The organism is Candidatus Njordibacter sp. Uisw_056, assembly GCF_047730085.1.
GTDB lineage: Bacteria > Pseudomonadota > Gammaproteobacteria > Pseudomonadales > Balneatricaceae > Njordibacter.
Window position 1 is genome coordinate 417,044 of record NZ_CP159830.1, and the last position, 20,141, is coordinate 437,184.

Consider the following 20,141-nt stretch of genomic DNA (forward strand, 5'->3'; position numbering starts at 1 on the left):
ATGCGTTCTAACACGGGGTTATTGTGGTTTACAAGGGGTTGTATCGTTGGTGCGGTTGGGTCTTTGCTTGCCGGTTGCAGTGCTAGTCAATATGCTCCAGTGCAGGAACTAGGTTACAGCATTTCTGCTGAGCTTTCAGCGGGTAATAGATCGAAAACTACTCTGGCACCATACCAAGTGAGGCCTGGCGACACCATGTTTGCAATTGCTTGGCGTTTTGGTTGGGATTATAAAAAGTTAGCAAAAGTGAATGGCATTAGTTCTCCTTACACCATTTATGTAGGGCAAGTAATTTACTTTAATGATACTAATAGTAATTATTTAGTGAGCCAGCCTGCTGCAAAACCATCAGTTAAAAAGCCTATTGTGAATGCTAAAAAAACAACATATGAGGCAGAATCTATAGCGAAAAAAACGCCACCTGTTTCAAAAACTTCAGCTAAAATCTATAAAATACCCCAAGATAGTGCATATTTTGGGCCATCGTCTGTTACGTGGGCTTGGCCATTAAAAGGTAAGGTGCTGAAAAGCTTTTCTAATAAAGGTAACGCTTTTAATGGCATCGATTTATCATCAAGCTTGGGTAAACCAGTAAAAGCGGCATCTAGTGGAATAATAGTATATGCTGGTAGTGGTATTCAAGGCTACGGAAAGCTAGTTGTGGTGAAACATAACAATACCTTTCTTAGTGCATATGCCTACAACAGCCGCATTTTGGTGGTTGAAGGCGCCACTGTGAATGCAGGCCAAATTATAGCGGAAGTAGGCAAGGGGCCTCAATTGGATCCAAGACTGCATTTCGAAATTCGCAAAGATGGTAAGCCTGTTAATCCACTGAGGTATTTGCCGGAGCTATAATTTGTTCATAACAAAACTACTGTGCAGTCTTTAATGACGGTAGCTAGTGAATTAGGTTGGTCTAATGATGCGAAAATTATCTCTTGAAGAAGCGCATAAGCAACGCAGTGAATTGGAGTATGCGAAATATAAGTCTACTGGCAAGAATGCTAATAAAGACACCGATTTTAAAGACGCAACTAATCTATATTTAGGTGAGATTGGCTTTTGTGCCTTATTGACGGCTGAAGAAGAGCAATACTTTGCTCGCCTAGCGTTAAAGGGTAATGAACAAGCTCGCCATCGCATGATTGAAAGCAATTTAAGGCTTGTGGTTAAAATTGCACGCCGCTATGTTAACCGTGGGCTTACTCTGTTAGACCTTATCGAAGAAGGTAATTTAGGTTTGATCCACGCCGTGGGGAAGTTTGATCCCGAAAGAGGCTTTCGGTTTTCGACCTACGGCACATGGTGGATTCGCCAGACAATTGAGCGAGCGATCATGAATCAAGCACGTATTATTCGTTTGCCAATCCATGTGGTAAAGGAATTAAATACTTATTTGCGAGCCTCCAGAGAACTTACCCAAACGTTAAACCACGAGCCAATCCCAGAAGAAATAGCCAATTACCTCGGCAAGCCTGTAAAGCAGGTTAGCGCAGTGCTTAACTTAAATGACAGGGTGGGTTCGGTGGATAACACCTTGGGCCCTAACAGCAACACAACACTGCTAGAAAGCATACCAGACACAGTAAACCAAGACCCCGAAAAATTCGTAGTAGACACCAACTTAATGTCTAATATGGAGCAGTGGTTAGATCGACTCAGCGATCTTCAAAAAGATGTTATTTGTCACCGTTTTGGCCTACGAGGCCGCAGTGTTAGTACGCTAGAAAGTTTAGGCAAACAGATGGGACTCCCCAGGGAAAGAGTTCGCCAAATTCAAGTAGGAGCACTACGATGCCTGCGTCATACCCTAGAAACAGAGGGCCTTAGCAGTTTAGATGTGTTGGATGCCAAACTTTAATCAACTAACTACGCAAGAGCTGGTGCATTTGGTAAATGAGGTCCAGTGCTTGTCGAGGTGTCAGTTCGTCTGCTTTGTTAGCTTCTAAAAGTGATTCAATTGGGTGGGCTAATTGGCTAAATAACTCTGTTTGTATCGGTTTTTCAAGTGGATTTTTTGGAATGTTCAGGCTATCGTTTTTTTCTAAATAATGTAGCTTTTGTTGAGCTTCGCTTATTACTTGATGCGGCACACCAGCTAACTTAGCCACTTGCAGGCCATAACTTTGACTTGCAGGCCCAGGTAATACTTTATGCATAAAAATAATATTGTCATCATGTTCTGTGGCATCTAAATGCACGTTTTTTACTTGATTTAGTTGGTCTGATAGTTGTGTCATTTCAAAGTAGTGAGTTGCAAAAAGAGTTAAAGCACCAATGTCTCTTGCTAGGTTTAAGGCGCAGGACCAGGCTAAAGACAAGCCATCAAAAGTGCTAGTACCCCGGCCGACCTCATCCATTAAAACGAGGCTTTTAGCGCTGGCATTATTCAGAATGTTAGCAGTTTCTGTCATCTCGACCATAAAGGTTGAGCGACCACCAGCAAGATCATCACTACTGCCCATGCGAGTGAATACTCGATCTACAATGCCAATTTTTGCTTCTAATGCGGGCACATACGAGCCGATTTGGGCCATGATCACGATTAAAGCTACTTGCCTCATGTAAGTGGACTTACCACCCATATTTGGGCCTGTAATCATCATCATGCTCTTGGTGTTAGACAAGTGGGTGTCGTTCGCCACAAACGGATTCGTAATCAATTGCTCAACAACCAAGTGCCTACCCTGAGTAATGCTGATGCCAGGTTCGGCTTTTAAGCTTGGTTGGTTCAGGTTTAAACATAGAGCTCGTTCAGCAAGACAGCACAGTACATCAAGCTCACAAATGCCATCGGAGGAGCACTGCAGTTGTGGTAGGTGTTTGGCTAACTCTTCTACTAAAGCTTCATATAGGGCCTTCTCGCGGGCTAAACTTCGGCTTTTACTGCTTAAGGCTTTATCTTCAAAGGCTTTAAGCTCTGGGGTGATAAACCGCTCAGCGTTCTTTAGAGTCTGTCTACGGACATATTCAGTAGGGGCTTGGCCAGATTGTAATCTACTTATTTCAATGTAATAACCATGTACACGATTGTAGCCAACTTTTAGGGTGGATAGGCCTGTGCGTTCTCGCTCTTGGATTTCTAAATCAAGCAAGAATTGACCTGCATTTTGGCTCAGGCCCCGCAGTTCATCTAATTCAGTATCATAACCCTCTGCTATCACACCACCATCTCGGATAACGACGGGTGGATTGTCGACAATAGCTGCCATTAGCAAGTCAACAATCGATGCAAATTCGCTAATATTTTTAGCTAAGGATCTGGCTTTGACAGCCTCCAAAGACTGCAACAAGGTTTGTATGTTGGGCAGCGCAGTGAGGCTGACACAAAGACGAGATAAATCTCGAGGGCGTGCAGACCTTAGAGCGATGCGAGACAAGATGCGCTCCATGTCCCCAATCGGTTTAAGGCTTCGCTGCAGATCTTCTGGGTTTTCACTAGCAATGGCATGGCTAATAAAATCTTGTCGCTGTTCAAGAATACTAATGTCTCTTAAAGGGTTATTAAGCCAGCGACGTAAAAGTCTTCCTCCCATCGGTGTGGCTGTGGTATCCAATACTGCAGCAAGAGTATATTGTTCACCCCCGTTAATGTTGTGATCTATTTCTAAATTTTTTCGGCTCGGGCCATCAAGAATTAGAGTATTTTGAGGCAGCTCTACTTGTAAGTTGCGTAAATGAGGCAGGTCCCCTTTTTGGGATTCCTTAGCGTAATTCAACAAACACCCCGCAGCACAGATAGCCGCCTTCATCCCATCGCAACCAAAGCCGCTTAAATCACGGGTGTTAAACTGGTTGCAAAGTAATCGTTGAGCCGTGTCAAAGACGAAGTTCCAGCTGGGCTGTGAGCGACGGCAGGCCCATTCTTGTATGTGATCAATTACATGGCTGGTCTCCTCAAACAACAGCTCTGCAGGTCTCAAGCGTTGTAATTGGGTCTGTAATTGGTCTACAGTGTTGGCTTCTACTAAAGTAAAGCGCCCACTACTCATGTCTAAGCTGGCAATGCCAAAGGTGTCATCTAACTGGCAAACGGCAGTGAGTAAGTGATCCCGGTTAGCATCCATTAAGGCTTCGTCTGTCACGGTTCCGGGGGTAACTACACGAACCACTTTTCTATCTACAGGTCCCTTACTGGTAGCGGGGTCGCCAATTTGCTCCGCGACCGCTACGGAGCGACCAGCATTGACGATTTTGGCGATATAGCCTTCAGCCGCATGGTATGGAATACCACACATAGGTATTGGTTGCCCCGCAGACTGTCCCCTAGACGTCAAGGATATGTCGAGTAACTGTGAAGCCTCTTTTGCATCGTCATAAAACATTTCGTAAAAGTCGCCCATACGATAAAATACCAGATCGGTGGGATGATCACTCTTAATGCCCAAATACTGTTGCATCATGGGGGTGTGGTTAGAGTTAATGCTCTTGTTTAGTTCTTTGTTTTTGTTAGAAATATTCATTAATTAATCATAACTCTATGTTTATATTGAAATTAAATTCAATCGCTTTAACTATCAATTAGTGTCATGAAGTAAATGCTTGTATTAAGAGGGTTCATTCTTTAGTGTAGGTTCTAGTGTAGGCTTTTAGCTCAAATGATTAGTATCTTGAGTAAGGGTTATCCTAGGTAAATAACTAAAGAGCAGGTAACCGTCCTGTTTCAGGAATATCATGACGCAAAATACAATTGTACGGTCAGTAGTGATTTCACGCAAACCTCAACATCGTAAGCCGCTTTCTAGTTTGGCTGTGAAAGGTCTTAAATGGGAGATGGCTGACTTGGCTGACGTGCCACCTCACGAAGGTTTGAGAGTAAAGGCCAACAAGAGTGGCTCGAAGTCGTGGTATTACCGTTATAGGGTAGGCAATAAACTAAGACAGATTACCCTTGGTTCTTATCCTTCTATGGATTTAGCAGAAGCTCGGGAAGAATATCGTAAATTCAAGAAGCTTAGAGACACAAACATAGATCCAAAGATTTCACAGCAACAAGATAAAGAACTACTTAAGAGAAGTATTGGAAAAAGTGATGTTGAGGGTCATACCTTTCAACGGATGATTGAGCGGTACATTGTAGAAAAGTTAGAAAACACCCGCCAACCCAAGGGTACCCGTGAAGTACAACGAATAATGGAGAAAGACCTAGGTGTCTTGGCTGCGGTGGTTGTTGGTGATGGTCTGAAAACTACAATACATAATCATATTTTTGAAATATCAAAGCGATCAAAAGACGTTGCTAGAGTCTTTCGGCGCGAGCTTAAGTGCGCTTGGCAATATGCATTTAATACAGGGTACACAAACATCCCCTGCCCAATAAATTCTGATATTGGTGGTAAGTTGAAGCAGGGCCAGCGGCGCAGGGTACTGACTGATGATGAATTGTCTGAGCTGCTACCATGGATGCATAACTACTCTGAAACCGTGCGTGATGTGCTGACGTTAACGCTATACACTGGTTTGAGAAGTGGCGAAGTGTGTCGGCTCAGAGATGATTGGTTAGTCGAGGGTGTTGAAGCTTGGAGCATCGTAATACCGTCCCATGAAATGAAAATACCGCATGCTGATCATGTTGTTCCACTAGTTGGTCGAGCGTTGGAGATAGCTAGAAAAAGAAGGGGTAGTGGGTATTGGTTTAAATCTCGCACGGGAGGGCATATTAAGCAAAAGGTGCTTGGTGTTGAAGTTTATAGCCATTCAGGTCGCTCAAAAGCTAAAACCTATAAAGCGCAAACTATATGCCCAGTAATTGACTGGTCACCTAACGACCTTCGTAAAACTGCAAGAACGCATTTAGCAAAGCTCAAATGTCCATACGAAATTGGTGAAAAAATATTACACCATAAGCTGCTAGGGGTTGCTGGATTATACAATCAATACAACTATGAAGAAGAGCGGCGAGAGTGGCTTACTACCTTAGGCGATCATTTTGATAGGTTAGGGGGGCAAACCCATGAATGAGCTAACGTTAGATGAAGCAGCAAAGATGATCCTGCTGCGGGAAAAACAGGATGTTGCTCTTGTAATGGGAGAGTTGAGCAGTTGGGTGCCAGATCCTACAAAAGTTAGATATTTTAACTGTATTTTGAAGATGAGAAATGACTGGGGATATTGTGAGGCAGAAATAAATAATTGGGTGGGTCTTTTTGTAGGTGACTCAAAATGGGATTATCCAGCGTTATACCCCTGTGGAAGGGTAATGGAGCCAGATTACTTTACTGAAACTGTTGGCTTTGTTGCTCATGTTAGATGGGCATCGGACATGGAGCCAGAGAATGGCATATATCATCTGGCTGGAGATTACGCTCGTCGAGGATACATGCAAGCCAAAAACCTAACGGGTGCTGGGGCCAAGGTCACCAACCTTACCGTTCTTGTGTCTGAATGTGTGCATAGGCTAAATAAGTTGAACGCGGATAATCCACCGACTTGGCGTACGGTATTAGATCAACTGCAAGTTTATGACAGCCCTGTTAACCCAACTATCGAATACATTGATCATGATGAAAAAGAAATTGGATGGGTAAATTACAAAGGTGAGTTGCGCAAAACTGGCTTTGGAGAGTTTCGGAATCGAATCTCGAAAGCAAAAAAAATTAATTTATAAAATTATCTTCAGGGTTTCCGAATAACCCTGAAACGGCCTGTTGTAATTGGTTTTTCCAATAAGCAATAGGCAGTATCATGAAGAATCAAACCAGCTCAAAAAATGTTCCAGAACAGTATCGCCACCTACAAGATCTGACGATTTCTCAGGCCAGTCAGGTTTTACAGGTATCTCATCCAACTATTTGGCGGTTGGTTAAAAAAGGAATGCTGCACAAATATAATGTCGGTCGTTCTGCAAGAATCCATATAGAGTCAGTTGCAGCTCTTAGGGGTGGCTCTGATGCGAAATCATAACCCTGTAGCACGTTTTTATAGCCTTGCACCTACCCGTACACGAGCTATCGAGGCTAAGTGTGCCGAATGTATGGGTTGTACTAAAGACCACTTAGAAAAGGGCTTTAAGAAGGAAATTCGTAACTGCACTGCGTTGTCTTGCGCATTGTATTTTTTTAGACCCTATCAGATATCTGAAAAGATCCCACCACAATAATTTTTAGCAATAATGCGGATCAGGCTATGGCTGGCTTGGTTCGTCTATTTTGTAATTTGGTAGGTGTTTCATATTATCTTATAGCAGGACTAACCAATGGTTACGACAAACCAAAGCCCATACATAATTGGCTCAGACTCGTATGGCATCAATACAGGCAATAATAAACATTCGTGTTTCACGGACATTCTGAACGCTATGCACGGTCAAATGCAGGCAATGCTCAGTCACCACAATAAAGTAATCGTGGTGCGGGTCGACTTACACTGTGACAAATACACACCTTGTAACAGTGAGCTATCTAGATTCATGTGTAAGATCAGAAAACGGCTCTACAGTTACTACAAATGCACGCGTTTTGGTTACCTATGGGTACGTGAGCAGGAGCGTTCAAAGAGCCAGCATTATCATGTAATGCTTATAATCGACGCTAACAAAATACAGCATCCTTCGGCATTGCTAGGTTGGTTACAGGATCGATGGTCTGTTAGAGGGCATCCTAGACCATACGTGCCAAAGCACTGTTTTTATAAGGTACACCGTGGTGATGACAAAGCATTTGGTGAGGCGTTTTACAGATGCTCATACTTGGCTAAGGTGCGAGGTAAGGGCTATGGCAGCTTGAGTACTAATAACTATTCTGGCAGTCGAGTAAAGCCAAAACCCTTAACACTGCATTCCACAATAATAGTTAGGTTAACGAATACGACCATATTTTAATGGTTCGTAGGCTAGTTTTTTGATGTTGACGTGATGTTGTTTAATTGCGTTTATGACTACGATCCGAGAGTTATCCATATCCATAGCAACTGTACTTCCACCAAGTCCAAGCATCACCAAGACATGACGTCTATGAAGGCCCACAATATCGGTCCAAAACTGCCCCCCGTATCTTTTAGATAGTCTGTGAAAATCAGGCTCCCCCCATCTGCGATCCTTCTTGTTCCAAGTGTCAGTACGACGGTTAGTTGATACTCGGCGATCATAAATGCTTTTTAGGTACTTACCTTCACAAGTATCATTTTTCCAATCATCCACCATTGCCTTTGCTATACGGAGATAGTCGTATCGTGTGGCACTTACCCCAAAACGACCGGCACCCTGCTCTATTCGGTCTTCAGTTGGTTGATAATATGGTCGCCCCTCTAGCGGATTCATGTCTAAATAAACTGGGTGTTTGATTCTAACTTTATTTTGATAAAAGTTATCCATGAAGTTGTCAAAGTCTGAACCTACACGATACATCATGTAGCTAAACAAAACGTCCGTTGTTAAGTCGCTGTATGAAAATCTAGGAGAACTAATCGGTTTTGTATTTGCCAGTTCAAGTGGGTTTTTCGCCGCCGTACTTAGAGGAGCATTTCCATGAGCGCTCCGTCCTGTTTTAATAAAATTTATTTCACCACTCTTTATGACGTTACCATCCCCAGCAGACATATTTAATAGTTGGATCAAAGGTTGGCCATAATAAAGTGTGTTTTCCATGAAAGGCCAATCTGTTATGGGGGCATCTATAGATTTAATGTAGCCTTCACAAATGGCATGGCCAATTATATAGGACGTTATACTTTTACCGATTGAATGAGATTGGAAGTAAGAGCTGTTATCTAATGCCATTGTAAAGCGGCCTTCTGGAGGCATAGCATCATAAATCACTACGCCATCTTCATAATACAGATAGCTAAACGCGGTTTTAGTCGCCATTTCACGGGCTATAACTTTATGTTGTTCAATTTTTTTAACAAATACGACAGGGTCGTCAGATGGCTCTACCGTGTAAGTACGCTCCCTATCAAACCGCAACCTATCGGTCATTTTGTAGTAATGAGAAAGTGTTACATCGTTTGGCTGCCACTCAATATTGTTCGGCATATCAGTGTCTCCACGATTACCAAAATAGGTTATCACTTCGATTTTTGGTTTAGTCGGCTTGGCGTTAGCAGATTTAATGGGGGGATGACAGTCAAGGCCACGACTGGTTGCCTCCTCCACATATTCTGCGCCGCCATCACTTTCGACTAAGCGGCAAACTGTTCCATCACTCCACTCCGCCATGTATTGAGGCAGCGCGTGTGTTGCCATTAATGATGCAGCGAGTACCAAGACTACCCGAATATTCAAATTCATTATGATCCATCTCAAATCTGTAATTTAATTCTAAGGCTACAGTACCATTTAATGTCTAGGAAATGTTCTGGTTTAAAGCCTTACAGCAATTTCTAAGCAGAGCTAATGGGCATTGGTAGCATTGTAGTGCTGGATGAGCGAACGTAGCTTACAGTATGACTGTAAGGTGCTTAATCGATGTTAGAGCGGGTGTGAAGTGGAGTAAGGGTAATAACTAAAGCAGAACCATTTTACAGATACTCATATTTGGCTAAGTTGCTAGATAAGGGCTTTGACAGCTTGGGGCTAATAACTATTCAGGTAGTCGGGTGAGGCTAAAGCTGGCTAATAAAGTTAATGGTATCCATTAACTCACTGGTTTCAAAAGATGCAGCTGCTTAAGCCCAAATTTCCACCCAATCTTTTTTACATCTTATTGACAACAATATCATCTATGCAAACTTCTGAATTAGCAGAGACTGCCAAGAATCCAGAGCCTTTTTTTGCTCTATCATCTATGGCGCTAGCAACAACTTCACCATCAACGAGATACTTTATATTGTCACCTGATGCAGTTAACTGAATGTCCAGCCATTCACCTGTTTTAGTTGATACATAACCTGTAGCTATATTGTCAGGAAATATGTCAGCGTTCCCAGCAAACTGTATTTCGACACCTCCATACGAACCAATTCTTGCCCTGTAATCACTACCATGTGTCTTTCTGATGTGCGTTTCTGCCGTACCTCCTTTACCAGCAGAAAATTTCATTCTGTATGAAATGGAGTAGTCAGACCAATTAGCACTTCCAAAAATAAAATGAGTCCAGCCATTTGTTACATTGTTGCAATAGACTGAGTTACCATCATTATCCTGTTTTATGTACCATTTATGATTTTCGTCACCTACTCGGATGTCACGCTGATCTAGATTCTCAAAGTCTTCACTAAACATCGTTGAGCTGTCATCTGAAGCTCCAAAGAAAATCCTGTCATAGTAATCATCCCAGTATGCTTTTGATTTTCTATCAGATTGTCGTCTGGCTTCATTATGTAAAATTAGCTGCTGAGGATTGATGACAGCTTCTGTAGGCTTTTTTGCTTTTGCTTTTGAAGCTGGCTTGCCATATTTAATTGTTTCATAAGCTATTTTTTCCCAATTATAACTGGCCTTATCAGGAAATCTCATATTATCAAAAACTGCTTGTGTTACAACAATTCTTCCTCTTTCAAAGTCAATTAATATAGTTTGACCTCCATTTCCATCCATGCCCATTACTGGTCTATTTTCCATTCCTTTGTAGCCAGTATGAAAAAAACCGCCATAACTCAGAGGTAAGCCAACTCTGCCTTTAGTGCCTTGAGTGCCATTTTTTGGTATTCTTCTTTCATGAATGGTTTTTAAATATTGTCCAACACAAGTATCATTTTGCCAATCATCGAGCATCGCTTTTGCTATCCTTAGATAGTCATATCGAGTTATAAAAAACTGATGTCCTAGAGAGTTTTCATGTTTAAATGCATTATTTGTTTTGTTCAAAAGCACTTCATTTTTGATCCCCGCTTTTTTCTGAAAAATATCATCAAATAGTGCCTTAAAACCTTCATCGCCATATTTAAAGAGGAGGTAGGACAGTACTAGATTTGTATTCATATTTGTATAATGGTATCGAGTGTTAGATTTTTTTGAGCCTTTAAACTCAGTTGCCATCCTGCTTTGAATAGATAAACCACTTTCATCATTTTGACTATAAGCTTGGTCACCCGATGCCATATTGAGTAGATTAATTAATTTTTGATTATGATAAAGTGTATTTTGAAGTATCGGCCAATCTAATCTTGAATCGACACTTTTGATTCTCCCCTCACATATAGCATGACCTGCTATGTATGAAGTCATACTTTTACCCATAGACATTGAGTGATATATAGTTTTTTCTGTGAACATATCTCCAAATCTGTCTTTAGGAGTGATTTCATCTATTACAATTTTTCCATCTTCAAATAATAGATAACTCAACAATGGGGTTGTTTGCATTTGTTGTTTTATGAATGTGTCCTCTCGAAGATCAAACTCAAAGTTGAAAGGATTTGACGCTTGAACCGAATAAAACCTTAGACCTTGCAGCGGTCTGTAATGTAATTTTCTATAAAGAGACCACCTTAAGCTTTCAAAATTTGGACTCTCATTTTCTAATATATAGCCACTACCGCCATAAGTATCAATTCCACTAGAACTCTTAGACTTGGGTTTGGTAGGTTTGGCTTTAATTGGAGCTTTGCAAGCAAGGCCACGACTGCTAGCCTCTTCTACGTAAACTGCGACACCATTAGTTTCGACTAAGCGGCATACAGTCTTATCAGACCAACCAGATAGGTCTTGAGCCAAAGCATTTGCTGCCATTACTAATGCAGTGAGTACCAAGACTACCCGAATATTCCAATTCACTATAACCCATCCTAAATCTTCAATTTAATTCTAAGACTACAGTACCATTTAATTCCTCGGAAAGGTTTTGATTTAAGCCTTACAGCAATTTCTAAGCAGCGCTAGTGAGTATTGGTAGCAATGTAGTGCTGGAAGAGCGAACGCAGCTTAGAGTGTGGCTGTAAGGTGCTTAATCGATGTTAGAGCGGAGGGTTAAGAGTGGTGCCTATAGCTCGAGGTAGATGCTAGGCTGGCCATGTATGCGAATAACCTAATGTGGTAAAATACACCTGATAGATTTACCAAAAGGAAATCAACATGGCATCACATGGCGGAATGAGAGAAGGTTCTGGTAGGCCAGCAGGGGCTGGTAATAAGGCAACCTCAGAGCTTAAGTTGAACCTGTCAGAGTTGGCTCGCGAGTACACCAATGACGCCTTGAGCGCGCTCGTGGGCGTTATGAATACAAGCCAGAGCGATTCAGCTCGAATTGCTGCTGCTACTGCGATACTCGATCGGGGGTATGGCAGGCCCACAAAAACGACATTGCTTGAAGTTAATGCACCCTTAATGCCTACGAAAATACAGTTGGTGGCATACACAGGCTAAGTTTAGGTAGATGTATGCCTGAAGCCGTTATAAGTCCTATGCGCACTAGCACAATTGTGAGGTATGCTAAGTTTTAGAACAGAGGCATCAAAGTAGGGACAAGGAAAGGCCATGAATAAAACTATATATAGAATATACACCTTATTGTGTTTCATACTAGCAGGTGTAATGGCGGCAGAGGCTAGCGCCCAAGACATGAGTGGATGGAGTGACAAGACAGTTTGTCGTTTGCTACTTAGTAAGCCAGATGAGCCGACGTATCTTGAAGAGGTTATTAGTAGAAGCCTTAGATGTGGTAGCGCCCAGAAAAACGTATCTAAATCAGTACTACCCTTCAAATATATCAATGCGAACGGGGACATTGATAAGTCTAATAAAATTCAAGAATTCAAAAATTCTCCATATGAACTACCCGATAATCTGAATTACCAACCAAACGATGCAACCATTGCCCATTATTATGTGAAAAATGACTCTCAACGAAGGTACGCTAACAAGTTTTATAAGATTCAACCAGCTTCTACTTCTTATGCATTCAATAGGAATATTGAACGCAATAAAGACATTGAATTGGAGATGAATACCAAAACAATTTTGAGCTACTTATATTTTGAAAACGGAGAGATTGTTTACGATGAAGTGGCGCCGTCTGAACGGTTTAACATAGTTTTTGATGACAAATCATACTTTTCATCCCATTCAATGGGTAAAAGTATTACCTCATATTTAATTGGCCACGCCATATGTGAAGGGTACATTGAGTCAATTGATGCACCGATAAACGATTGGCCGCTAATGTCTAATACGCTGTATTTTGGTCAGCCAATTATAAATCTTCTTAATATGAAAGCTGGTGATTCAAGTGTCCTTGATGATATGACTATTCGTTTTACCAAAACAGGGCGGCACATCCATGACTCGGATCCGTTAAAACGCGCCACACAAGATATTAATGAACTAAAAAACTCCAAACCTATTAAAAACGCAAAATTTAAATACAGCAATTTGACTGCAGATATTTTATTTAATTACATAATGCATCGGGTCGGATCGGACTTTGAGCCTTTCATCCAAAATTTTTATCAGGCCAAAGTGAGAATTCAAAATCCAGTGTATCTAGCGACAAATAGAATAGGTAGAGAAAACTCCTATAACCCATCTATGCAAGAAAGGATTGATCAAGGAGCCGGTAGATATGGTATTTCAGCTACACGGTATGATTACTTACGAATAGCAAAGCTTATGGTGGATGATTGGCAAGGCGATACTTGCGAGGGTCGTTATCTGAAAGAGATTTATAATCGTCGGGTACCTACTAATAGAAGGATTAGTAGTTGGGATTCGGCAGATCTAAAGTGGGGAAATCCGACTTTTGGTCATACAGCAAAGAGCTATGCTGGCCAGTTTTGGACAGATGTCTATGGCTTAAATGGTCAAAAAATAATGGTAATGCTTGGTTACAACGGGCAGGTGATAGCAATGGATATGGACAACTCACGAATCATAGTCATTAGCGCAGCGAAAGATAGACACTATAACTCAGCAAAATTAGGTTACATACCTCTAAAGTATGGTCGAATTAAGTAATTAAAATATGGTTCAGCGTGATTATGGTAATCGTCATCGAAATAGTTATGATGGGCTGCTAACTCGCAATTTAGATGATTTAAAGCTCCTTAAGATGTCCTGTCAGCAGCATACGGGTGGCACTTATGCTCCTAATCAAACGGTAGCTACTTGCTGGGGCGCAGATAGATTGGACTTGCCGCGAGTCTTTACTCAAGTCAAACCACAATTACTGTGTACCAAGTATGCGAAAGACCCTGTCATGGTTGAGGCAGCAAATCAGTGGGTACAAAGGTGGCTTTCAAAGAGGGATAATCATCACTACAATAATGCTGATAATTGGTCAGTCAGCAAGCCTCGCAGGGTCTAAACGATATGAGTACAGATCAACTGGTCATTTATATTACAGGCCGTGGTGGCGATGCTAATGAAGGGTTGGGGGCATACCTAAAAACCATCGAGCCTCATCGCATAGGCCTTTCAGTTAACAGCATCTTTTTATCGTTGCCGTTTGAGGAACAAATATCAACCATTCCTGATTTGTTACATAGGTTTGATGGCCCTAACACCAGCATTATTGCTAACTCCTATGGTGCGTATTTGCTAATGTCTGCATTCATCGATCGGTCATCAATAGCTAGCCAAGTGTTACTGTTGTCACCTGCGCTAGGCTTAACGTTAGTAGAAGAAGAAATGTTCTACTCAAGACCACCGAATCAAAGACTTTGGTCAGAGGCTCTAGAGCAGGGCAGGATTGCTAAACCTAGCTACTTGGCTGTATGTTCTGGAGAATTAGATGCTGGTTCCTGTAGCCCGATTATGGTGCGCAAGTTTAGTGAGTTAATAGACGCTGACCAAGTGCAAATAATGCCAAATCAAGGGCATCAATTAGATCGTTCAATCGTTCAATTAGCTATTAGTGAGTTTCTATTAAATAGGGGTGAAACAAATAATGATTCTGGCAATTGAGATGGGGGTATGGTTTAGCTCGTTGAGCTATTTACTGTCCAAGAAGTATTATGTATCGTCAGCTTTAGTGTAGGGCATGGTGTATATTATTTTTATGCATGTTTTCAAGTTGTTGTATTTAAAGGGATAGTATACCTATGCATCATGGGGGTATGGTTGCTAATTGTACTAGTGACTACCATGAAGATAATCTCGCGGGTAAGATGACGAAAGCTAAAAGAACCATGTTACTAGAAGCACCCCAATTCGAGCAATTTAAACTTGCTCTCAAGTGCAATCTGGGTTCATAGTGACTTCCATATTGGCAGCAGCCAATACTACTGTTGTAATAATGGTGTTTATGCTCATGCAAAGTAAATTAGTTTTAGACCCGACCCAAACCGAAGATCTAGCTATTGAAGTGGCCCGCTTATTTGTAAAAAAGGGCCTTACCCTAGCCACAGCAGAGTCGTGCACCGGGGGTGCGATTGGTGCTGCACTGACTTCGCTTCCTGGAAGCTCAGCATGGTTTAACGGGGGTATTATTAGCTATAGTAATAGTGCCAAAATTAATCTACTTGGCGTTGAAGCGGAGGCAATTAAAGCCCATGGGGCGGTTAGTAAGGAAGTGGTTGAAGCCATGGCAATAGGTGGTTGTCAGGCAATGACTGCAAGTGTGTGTGTGGCAGTGAGTGGCATTGCTGGGCCTGATGGAGGTACTACAGAAAAACCTGTGGGAAGTGTTTGGATTGCATGGTCTCAAGGCGGGTTGGTGGTGACTAGTCAACTTCACCATTTTAAAGGTAGTCGAAAAAAAATCCAAAATGACGCGGTGTGTATGGCTCTAAAGGCCTTAATTAGTCAGTAGTAATAGCTTTTTAAATATTAAGCCTTGCACTTTTTTGTAGGTATGTTTTAATACTGTACATACAAACAGTTACTGTATGTAACTACAGTGTCAAAAAAGACTCAAAGCTTGGGCTTAAGACCCAAAAAAACAAGGTGAACCTCATGGATGCAAACAAACAAAAAGCCCTCGATGCGGCGCTAGGTCAAATCGAACGCCAATTTGGTAAGGGTGCAGTAATGCGCATGGGCGACCAACCTAGAGAAGCTATCCCATCAGTGTCTACTGGTTCACTTGGCTTAGATATTGCTTTAGGCATAGGTGGTTTACCATTTGGACGAATTTGTGAAATCTATGGTCCAGAATCTTCTGGTAAAACGACGCTGACCCTACAGGTGATAGCTGAAGCTCAAAAAATTGGTAAAACCTGTGCTTTTGTTGACGCTGAGCATGCTTTAGACCCAAGCTATGCAGAAAAGTTGGGCGTTAATGTTGACGACTTATTAGTGAGTCAGCCAGACACAGGTGAGCAGGCGCTTGAAATTACTGACATGCTTGTACGTTCAAATGCTGTTGATGTGATTATTATCGACTCTGTAGCCGCGTTGACACCTAAGGCAGAAATTGAAGGCGAAATGGGTGACCATCACGTAGGATTGCAGGCGCGTTTATTGTCTCAGGCCATGCGTAAAATTACTGGAAATATTAAAAATGCGAACTGTTTGGTAATATTTATCAACCAAATTCGGATGAAAATTGGCGTAATGTTTGGTAGCCCAGAAACTACAACTGGTGGTAATGCATTAAAATTCTACTCTTCGGTCCGCTTGGATATACGTCGCATAGGTGCAGTAAAAAGTGGCGATGAGATTGTAGGTAATGAAACGCGAGTTAAGGTTGTTAAAAACAAAGTAGCATCACCTTTTAAGCAAGCAGAGTTTCAAATCATATACGGTAAAGGTATTTACCGTATGGGAGAGATTATTGATCTGGGTGTGAAGCAAAATTTGGTGGATAAGGCCGGCGCTTGGTACGCTTATAAAGGTGACAAGATTGGTCAAGGTAAAGCCAATGCTGCGCAATACTTGTTAGATCACCCAGAGATTGGGGAAGAGATTGAACTGCAAATTAGGGAAGCTCTTTTGAGTATCCCTAAAGCTAAAGAAGCAGCAGGAGATGTAGTTACACCACTGACCTTTTAAATTGTTATTTTAAATTTTGTTGGTTATGCAAAATCAGAATGTGGCTACAGAGCAAAAAAAACAAACTTCAGCCTTACGTTATAAAGCGATAGGTTTGTTGGCTCGTCGTGAGCAATCTCGCAATGAGTTGCAGCGAAAGCTTCATATTAAGGCAGTCGAAAACGGTTGGATAGTTGACTTAGAAAGTTTGCTTGACGATCTTCAGCGTTTGGGTTTGCAATCGGACTTGCGCTTCTCGGAAGTGCTAGTTCGATCAAAGGCGAATGTGGGTTATGGTCCATCACGGCTCTATCAATGGGGTGTGCAATATGGATTAGACCGTGATTTGGTGTTCAGGCAAATGCAGGAACAGCAGTTTGATTGGTTTGAAAAGGCATTACAGCAAAAGCGCAAGCACTGCGGTTGGGCATTGGCCAGCAGTCTTAAAGAAAGATCCAAGCAAGCAAAATATTTATACCAACGTGGTTTTGCCCAAGAACATATTTACTATGCCTTGGATATGCACCCAGACAAGCAACCGTGAGTCTGCCCATTTATATAAAAATGTTCAATAAATAGGTAATTTAGAGTGTAAATCGTCTGCAATGGTCGAAAGATATTAGTGGTTCAGTATATACTTGCCCTTTTGTCTTAACAGCGAGACTGACCATGAAAATAGCGGCTATCCGTCAGGCGTTCCTTACTTATTACCAAAACTTGGGGCACCAAGTCGTGCCTAGTAGTTCTTTAGTGCCTGGTAATGATGCGACCTTGTTATTCACTAATGCGGGAATGGTTCAGTTTAAAGATGTTTTTTTAGGCGACGAAGAGCGATCCTATCAACGTGCTGTTTCTTCTCAGCGCTGTGTGCGCGCTGGTGGCAAGCATAATGACCTTGAAAACGTGGGCTACACAGCCCGCCATCATACTTTTTTTGAAATGTTAGGAAACTTCAGCTTTGGTGATTATTTTAAGCAAGACGCAATTAAGTTCGCATGGAACTTTTTAACGGTAGAGCTAGGTCTTCCTGAAGATAAGCTGTGGGTTACAGTGCACCACAGTGACGCTGAAGCCGAAAAAATCTGGTTTGAAGAAATTGGTATCAATCAGCAGCGATTTTCCCGTTTAGACGAAGATAACTTTTGGTCTATGGGTGACACTGGCCCTTGTGGCCCCTGTTCTGAAATATTTTATGATCATGGTGAAGATATTTGGGGCGGCCCTCCAGGCACTCCAGAAGAAGATGGTGATCGCTATATCGAAATTTGGAACATGGTGTTCATGCAGTTTAACCGCGATTCCAGCGGCACAATGACACCCTTGCCAAAGCAATCAATCGATACGGGTATGGGTTTAGAGCGCATTGCAGCAATTCTACAAAATGTCCACTCAAACTACGAAATTGATCTTTTTCAGCACTTATTAAAGGCTGCCGCGGAAGTTATTGGCACTGACGATATAGAAAGCAAATCGTTACGTGTTATTGCGGACCACATTCGCTCGGTATCTTTTCTGATTTTAGACGGAGTGACGCCGTCTAATGAAGGCCGTGGCTATGTACTTCGTCGTATTATGCGGCGTGCAATTCGCCATGGTAATAAGTTGGGCGCCAAAGGCAGCTTTTTAAACCAACTAGTAAAACCCTTGGTCACCGAAATGGGTGAAGCCTACCCAGACTTGATAGCAGCACAGGCTAATATTGAAAAAGTGATTACCAAAGAAGAGAAACAATTTGTTAAAACCCTAGATCAGGGGATGCGTATTCTCGATCAAGATCTAGCCAAGCTCAGCGGGGATATTATTCCAGGGGATACAATTTTTAAGCTCTACGATACCTATGGCTTTCCAGTTGATCTTACTGCTGATATTGCTCGTGAGCAGAATATGCAGATGGATATTGACGGCTTCGAAATTGCTATGGAAGAGCAACGTGCCCGTGCTCGCTCAGCTAGTAGTTTTGTAGTGGACTATACTCAAAAGTTAGAGTTAGCAGGCCAGACCCATTTCCAAGGCTATGAAAAATTAACTCACACTGGCAAGGTTATGGCCCTGATTGTTGAAGGTGAGCTATGTCAAAGTGTAACCCAGTCTGGTGCTATCCAGATCGTTTTGGATACAACCTCTTTTTATGCTGAGGCAGGTGGTCAAACAGGAGATCATGGCGTTATTGAGTGGCAGGGTGGCCGTATTCAAGTTACAGACACGCAAAAACAAGGACAGCACTTTATTCACCATGGACAGCTTATTAGTGGTCAGGTCAGTTTAGGGGATACCGTAGAAACTTTAGTAGATGGCAGTTTGCGCGCTAATTCTGCAAAAAACCACTCTGCAACTCACCTTCTTCACGAGGCGATGCGCCAAGTATTAGGCGACCATGTTACGCAAAAGGGCTCTTTAGTTGACCCAGATAGGCTTAGGTTTGACTTTTCTCACCCTGAACCTGTTACAACGGCGCAGTTGGCTGATATTGAAACCATAGTCAATCAAGAAATTCGTGGTAATACAGTCGTCGCCTCAGAAACTATGGCCATTGATGACGCTAAAGCAGCGGGAGCCATGGCTTTATTTGGTGAAAAATATGGTGACAGGGTGCGTGTCATTACCATGGGCAGCACGCATACCGAACCTGGAACAGTGGGGCAGGATGAGCAAATATTTTCTCTAGAGCTTTGTGGCGGTACCCATGTCAACCGTACAGGTGATATCGGCGCTTTTGTGGTTACTTCAGAAGCTGGTGTGGCTGCTGGAGTAAGGCGAGTGGAAGCTCTAACTGGCGCAGCAGCCAGTGGATGGTTAGCAAATACTGGCCACACACTTTTAGCAGTTTCTGGCCTCGTTAAAGCAAGTAGGGAACAAGTCACTGACAAAGTGCAGGCCTTAATTGAAAAAAATCGCCTGCTAGAGCGTGAACTCGACCAGCTAAAAGCTAAAATGGCAGCATCACAAGGTGCTAATCTCATCTCGCAAGCGCAAGACATTAATGGCGTTAAAGTGCTCATTAGTCAGCTTGAGGGGGTGGAGCCTAAGTCGTTACGTGACGCCATAGGCCAATTAAGTAGCGAGTTAGGTTCTGGTGTGGTGATGCTAGCAGTTACACAAGGTGACAAAGCCAGTATTGTTGCCAGTGTAACACCAGATCTTACAAGTAAAGTAAAAGCGGGGGATCTCATTCGTCATACAGCGTCTAACATGTCTGGCAAAGGTGGTGGTCGCCCTGATATGGCACAAGGTGGTGGTCAAGCAGATCAACTCCCCTTGGCTTTAGAAAGTGCTCAGGCTTGGTTGCAAGGCATCCTAGCCTAGCATAAGGTTGTTACGCTTAAATACAAGGTAAAGCAGCAAACGATTTAGAATG

17 protein-coding genes are annotated in these 20,141 nt (G+C 42.3%); 14 read left to right on the top strand and 3 right to left on the bottom strand.

The features are described 5' to 3' along the window. Positions 1-858, top strand: coding sequence for a peptidoglycan DD-metalloendopeptidase family protein (locus ABXT60_RS02045; RefSeq protein WP_443631120.1), 858 nt, complete (start codon positions 1-3; stop codon positions 856-858). 64 nt (positions 859-922) lie between these two features. Further along, positions 923-1,864, top strand: coding sequence for an RNA polymerase sigma factor RpoS (gene rpoS, locus ABXT60_RS02050; RefSeq protein ID WP_443631121.1), 942 nt, complete (start codon positions 923-925; stop codon positions 1,862-1,864). A 4-nt stretch (positions 1,865-1,868) separates the two neighbouring features. Here the strand turns inward: rpoS and mutS are convergent, their stop codons facing one another. Beyond that, positions 1,869-4,466 (bottom strand): DNA mismatch repair protein MutS, encoded by a 2,598-nt coding sequence (mutS, locus tag ABXT60_RS02055; RefSeq protein ID WP_443631122.1) that lies wholly within the window; start codon positions 4,464-4,466, stop codon positions 1,869-1,871. A gap of 211 nt (positions 4,467-4,677) precedes the next feature. Between mutS and ABXT60_RS02060 the strand changes: the two genes are divergently transcribed. The 5 genes from ABXT60_RS02060 to ABXT60_RS02080 all read left to right on the top strand — a co-directional run bounded on the left by ABXT60_RS02060 (position 4,678) and on the right by ABXT60_RS02080 (position 7,822). After that, positions 4,678-5,964: a tyrosine-type recombinase/integrase gene (locus tag ABXT60_RS02060; RefSeq protein WP_443631123.1), complete on the top strand. Its 1,287-nt coding sequence runs from the start codon at positions 4,678-4,680 to the stop codon at positions 5,962-5,964. Beyond that, the gene (locus ABXT60_RS02065; RefSeq protein ID WP_443631124.1) at positions 5,957-6,610 is read left to right on the top strand and encodes a hypothetical protein; all 654 of its coding nucleotides are present in this window, start codon (positions 5,957-5,959) and stop codon (positions 6,608-6,610) included. Before ABXT60_RS02060 ends, ABXT60_RS02065 begins: the two co-directional genes overlap by 8 nt. Before the next feature lie 77 nt (positions 6,611-6,687). Continuing rightward, positions 6,688-6,906, top strand: a complete 219-nt coding sequence (locus tag ABXT60_RS02070) for a helix-turn-helix domain-containing protein (protein ID WP_443631125.1) — start codon at positions 6,688-6,690, stop codon at positions 6,904-6,906. Then, positions 6,893-7,102 carry a hypothetical protein gene (locus tag ABXT60_RS02075; RefSeq protein WP_443631126.1) on the top strand — a complete coding sequence of 70 codons (210 nt, stop codon included), beginning with the start codon at positions 6,893-6,895 and terminating at the stop codon, positions 7,100-7,102. The genes ABXT60_RS02070 and ABXT60_RS02075 overlap by 14 nt, the downstream gene beginning before the upstream one ends. A gap of 219 nt (positions 7,103-7,321) precedes the next feature. Next, positions 7,322-7,822 carry a YagK/YfjJ domain-containing protein gene (locus ABXT60_RS02080; protein WP_443632060.1) on the top strand — a complete coding sequence of 167 codons (501 nt, stop codon included), beginning with the start codon at positions 7,322-7,324 and terminating at the stop codon, positions 7,820-7,822. Here the strand turns inward: ABXT60_RS02080 and ABXT60_RS02085 are convergent. Continuing rightward, entirely contained in the window at positions 7,799-9,229 is a 1,431-nt protein-coding gene (locus ABXT60_RS02085; RefSeq protein WP_443631127.1) for a hypothetical protein, read from the bottom strand. The genes ABXT60_RS02080 and ABXT60_RS02085 overlap by 24 nt on opposite strands. A 405-nt stretch (positions 9,230-9,634) precedes the next feature. Continuing rightward, entirely contained in the window at positions 9,635-11,656 is a 2,022-nt protein-coding gene (locus tag ABXT60_RS02090) for a hypothetical protein (protein ID WP_443631128.1), read from the bottom strand. A gap of 297 nt (positions 11,657-11,953) precedes the next feature. On the opposite strand from ABXT60_RS02090, the gene ABXT60_RS02095 reads away from it, so the two are divergent. The 7 genes from ABXT60_RS02095 (at position 11,954) to alaS (ending at position 20,089) form a co-directional block, all read left to right on the top strand. Continuing rightward, positions 11,954-12,244: a hypothetical protein gene (locus tag ABXT60_RS02095; protein WP_443631129.1), complete on the top strand. Its 291-nt coding sequence runs from the start codon at positions 11,954-11,956 to the stop codon at positions 12,242-12,244. 111 nt (positions 12,245-12,355) lie between these two features. Beyond that, the gene (locus ABXT60_RS02100) at positions 12,356-13,831 is read left to right on the top strand and encodes a hypothetical protein (protein ID WP_443631130.1); all 1,476 of its coding nucleotides are present in this window, start codon (positions 12,356-12,358) and stop codon (positions 13,829-13,831) included. 354 nt (positions 13,832-14,185) lie between these two features. Beyond that, a complete protein-coding gene (locus tag ABXT60_RS02105) occupies positions 14,186-14,779 on the top strand; it encodes a hypothetical protein (RefSeq protein WP_443631131.1) in 594 nt (197 codons plus the stop codon). 346 nt (positions 14,780-15,125) lie between these two features. After that, positions 15,126-15,626, top strand: a complete 501-nt coding sequence (locus ABXT60_RS02110) for a CinA family protein (RefSeq protein ID WP_443631132.1) — start codon at positions 15,126-15,128, stop codon at positions 15,624-15,626. Positions 15,627-15,769: 143 nt separating this feature from the next. After that, the gene (gene recA / locus ABXT60_RS02115) at positions 15,770-16,807 is read left to right on the top strand and encodes a recombinase RecA (protein ID WP_443631133.1); all 1,038 of its coding nucleotides are present in this window, start codon (positions 15,770-15,772) and stop codon (positions 16,805-16,807) included. 25 nt (positions 16,808-16,832) lie between these two features. Beyond that, a complete protein-coding gene (locus ABXT60_RS02120) occupies positions 16,833-17,330 on the top strand; it encodes a regulatory protein RecX (protein WP_443631134.1) in 498 nt (165 codons plus the stop codon). Between the two features lie 125 nt (positions 17,331-17,455). Further along, positions 17,456-20,089 (top strand): alanine--tRNA ligase, encoded by a 2,634-nt coding sequence (gene alaS / locus ABXT60_RS02125; protein WP_443631135.1) that lies wholly within the window; start codon positions 17,456-17,458, stop codon positions 20,087-20,089. Positions 20,090-20,141 lie beyond the last annotated feature (52 nt).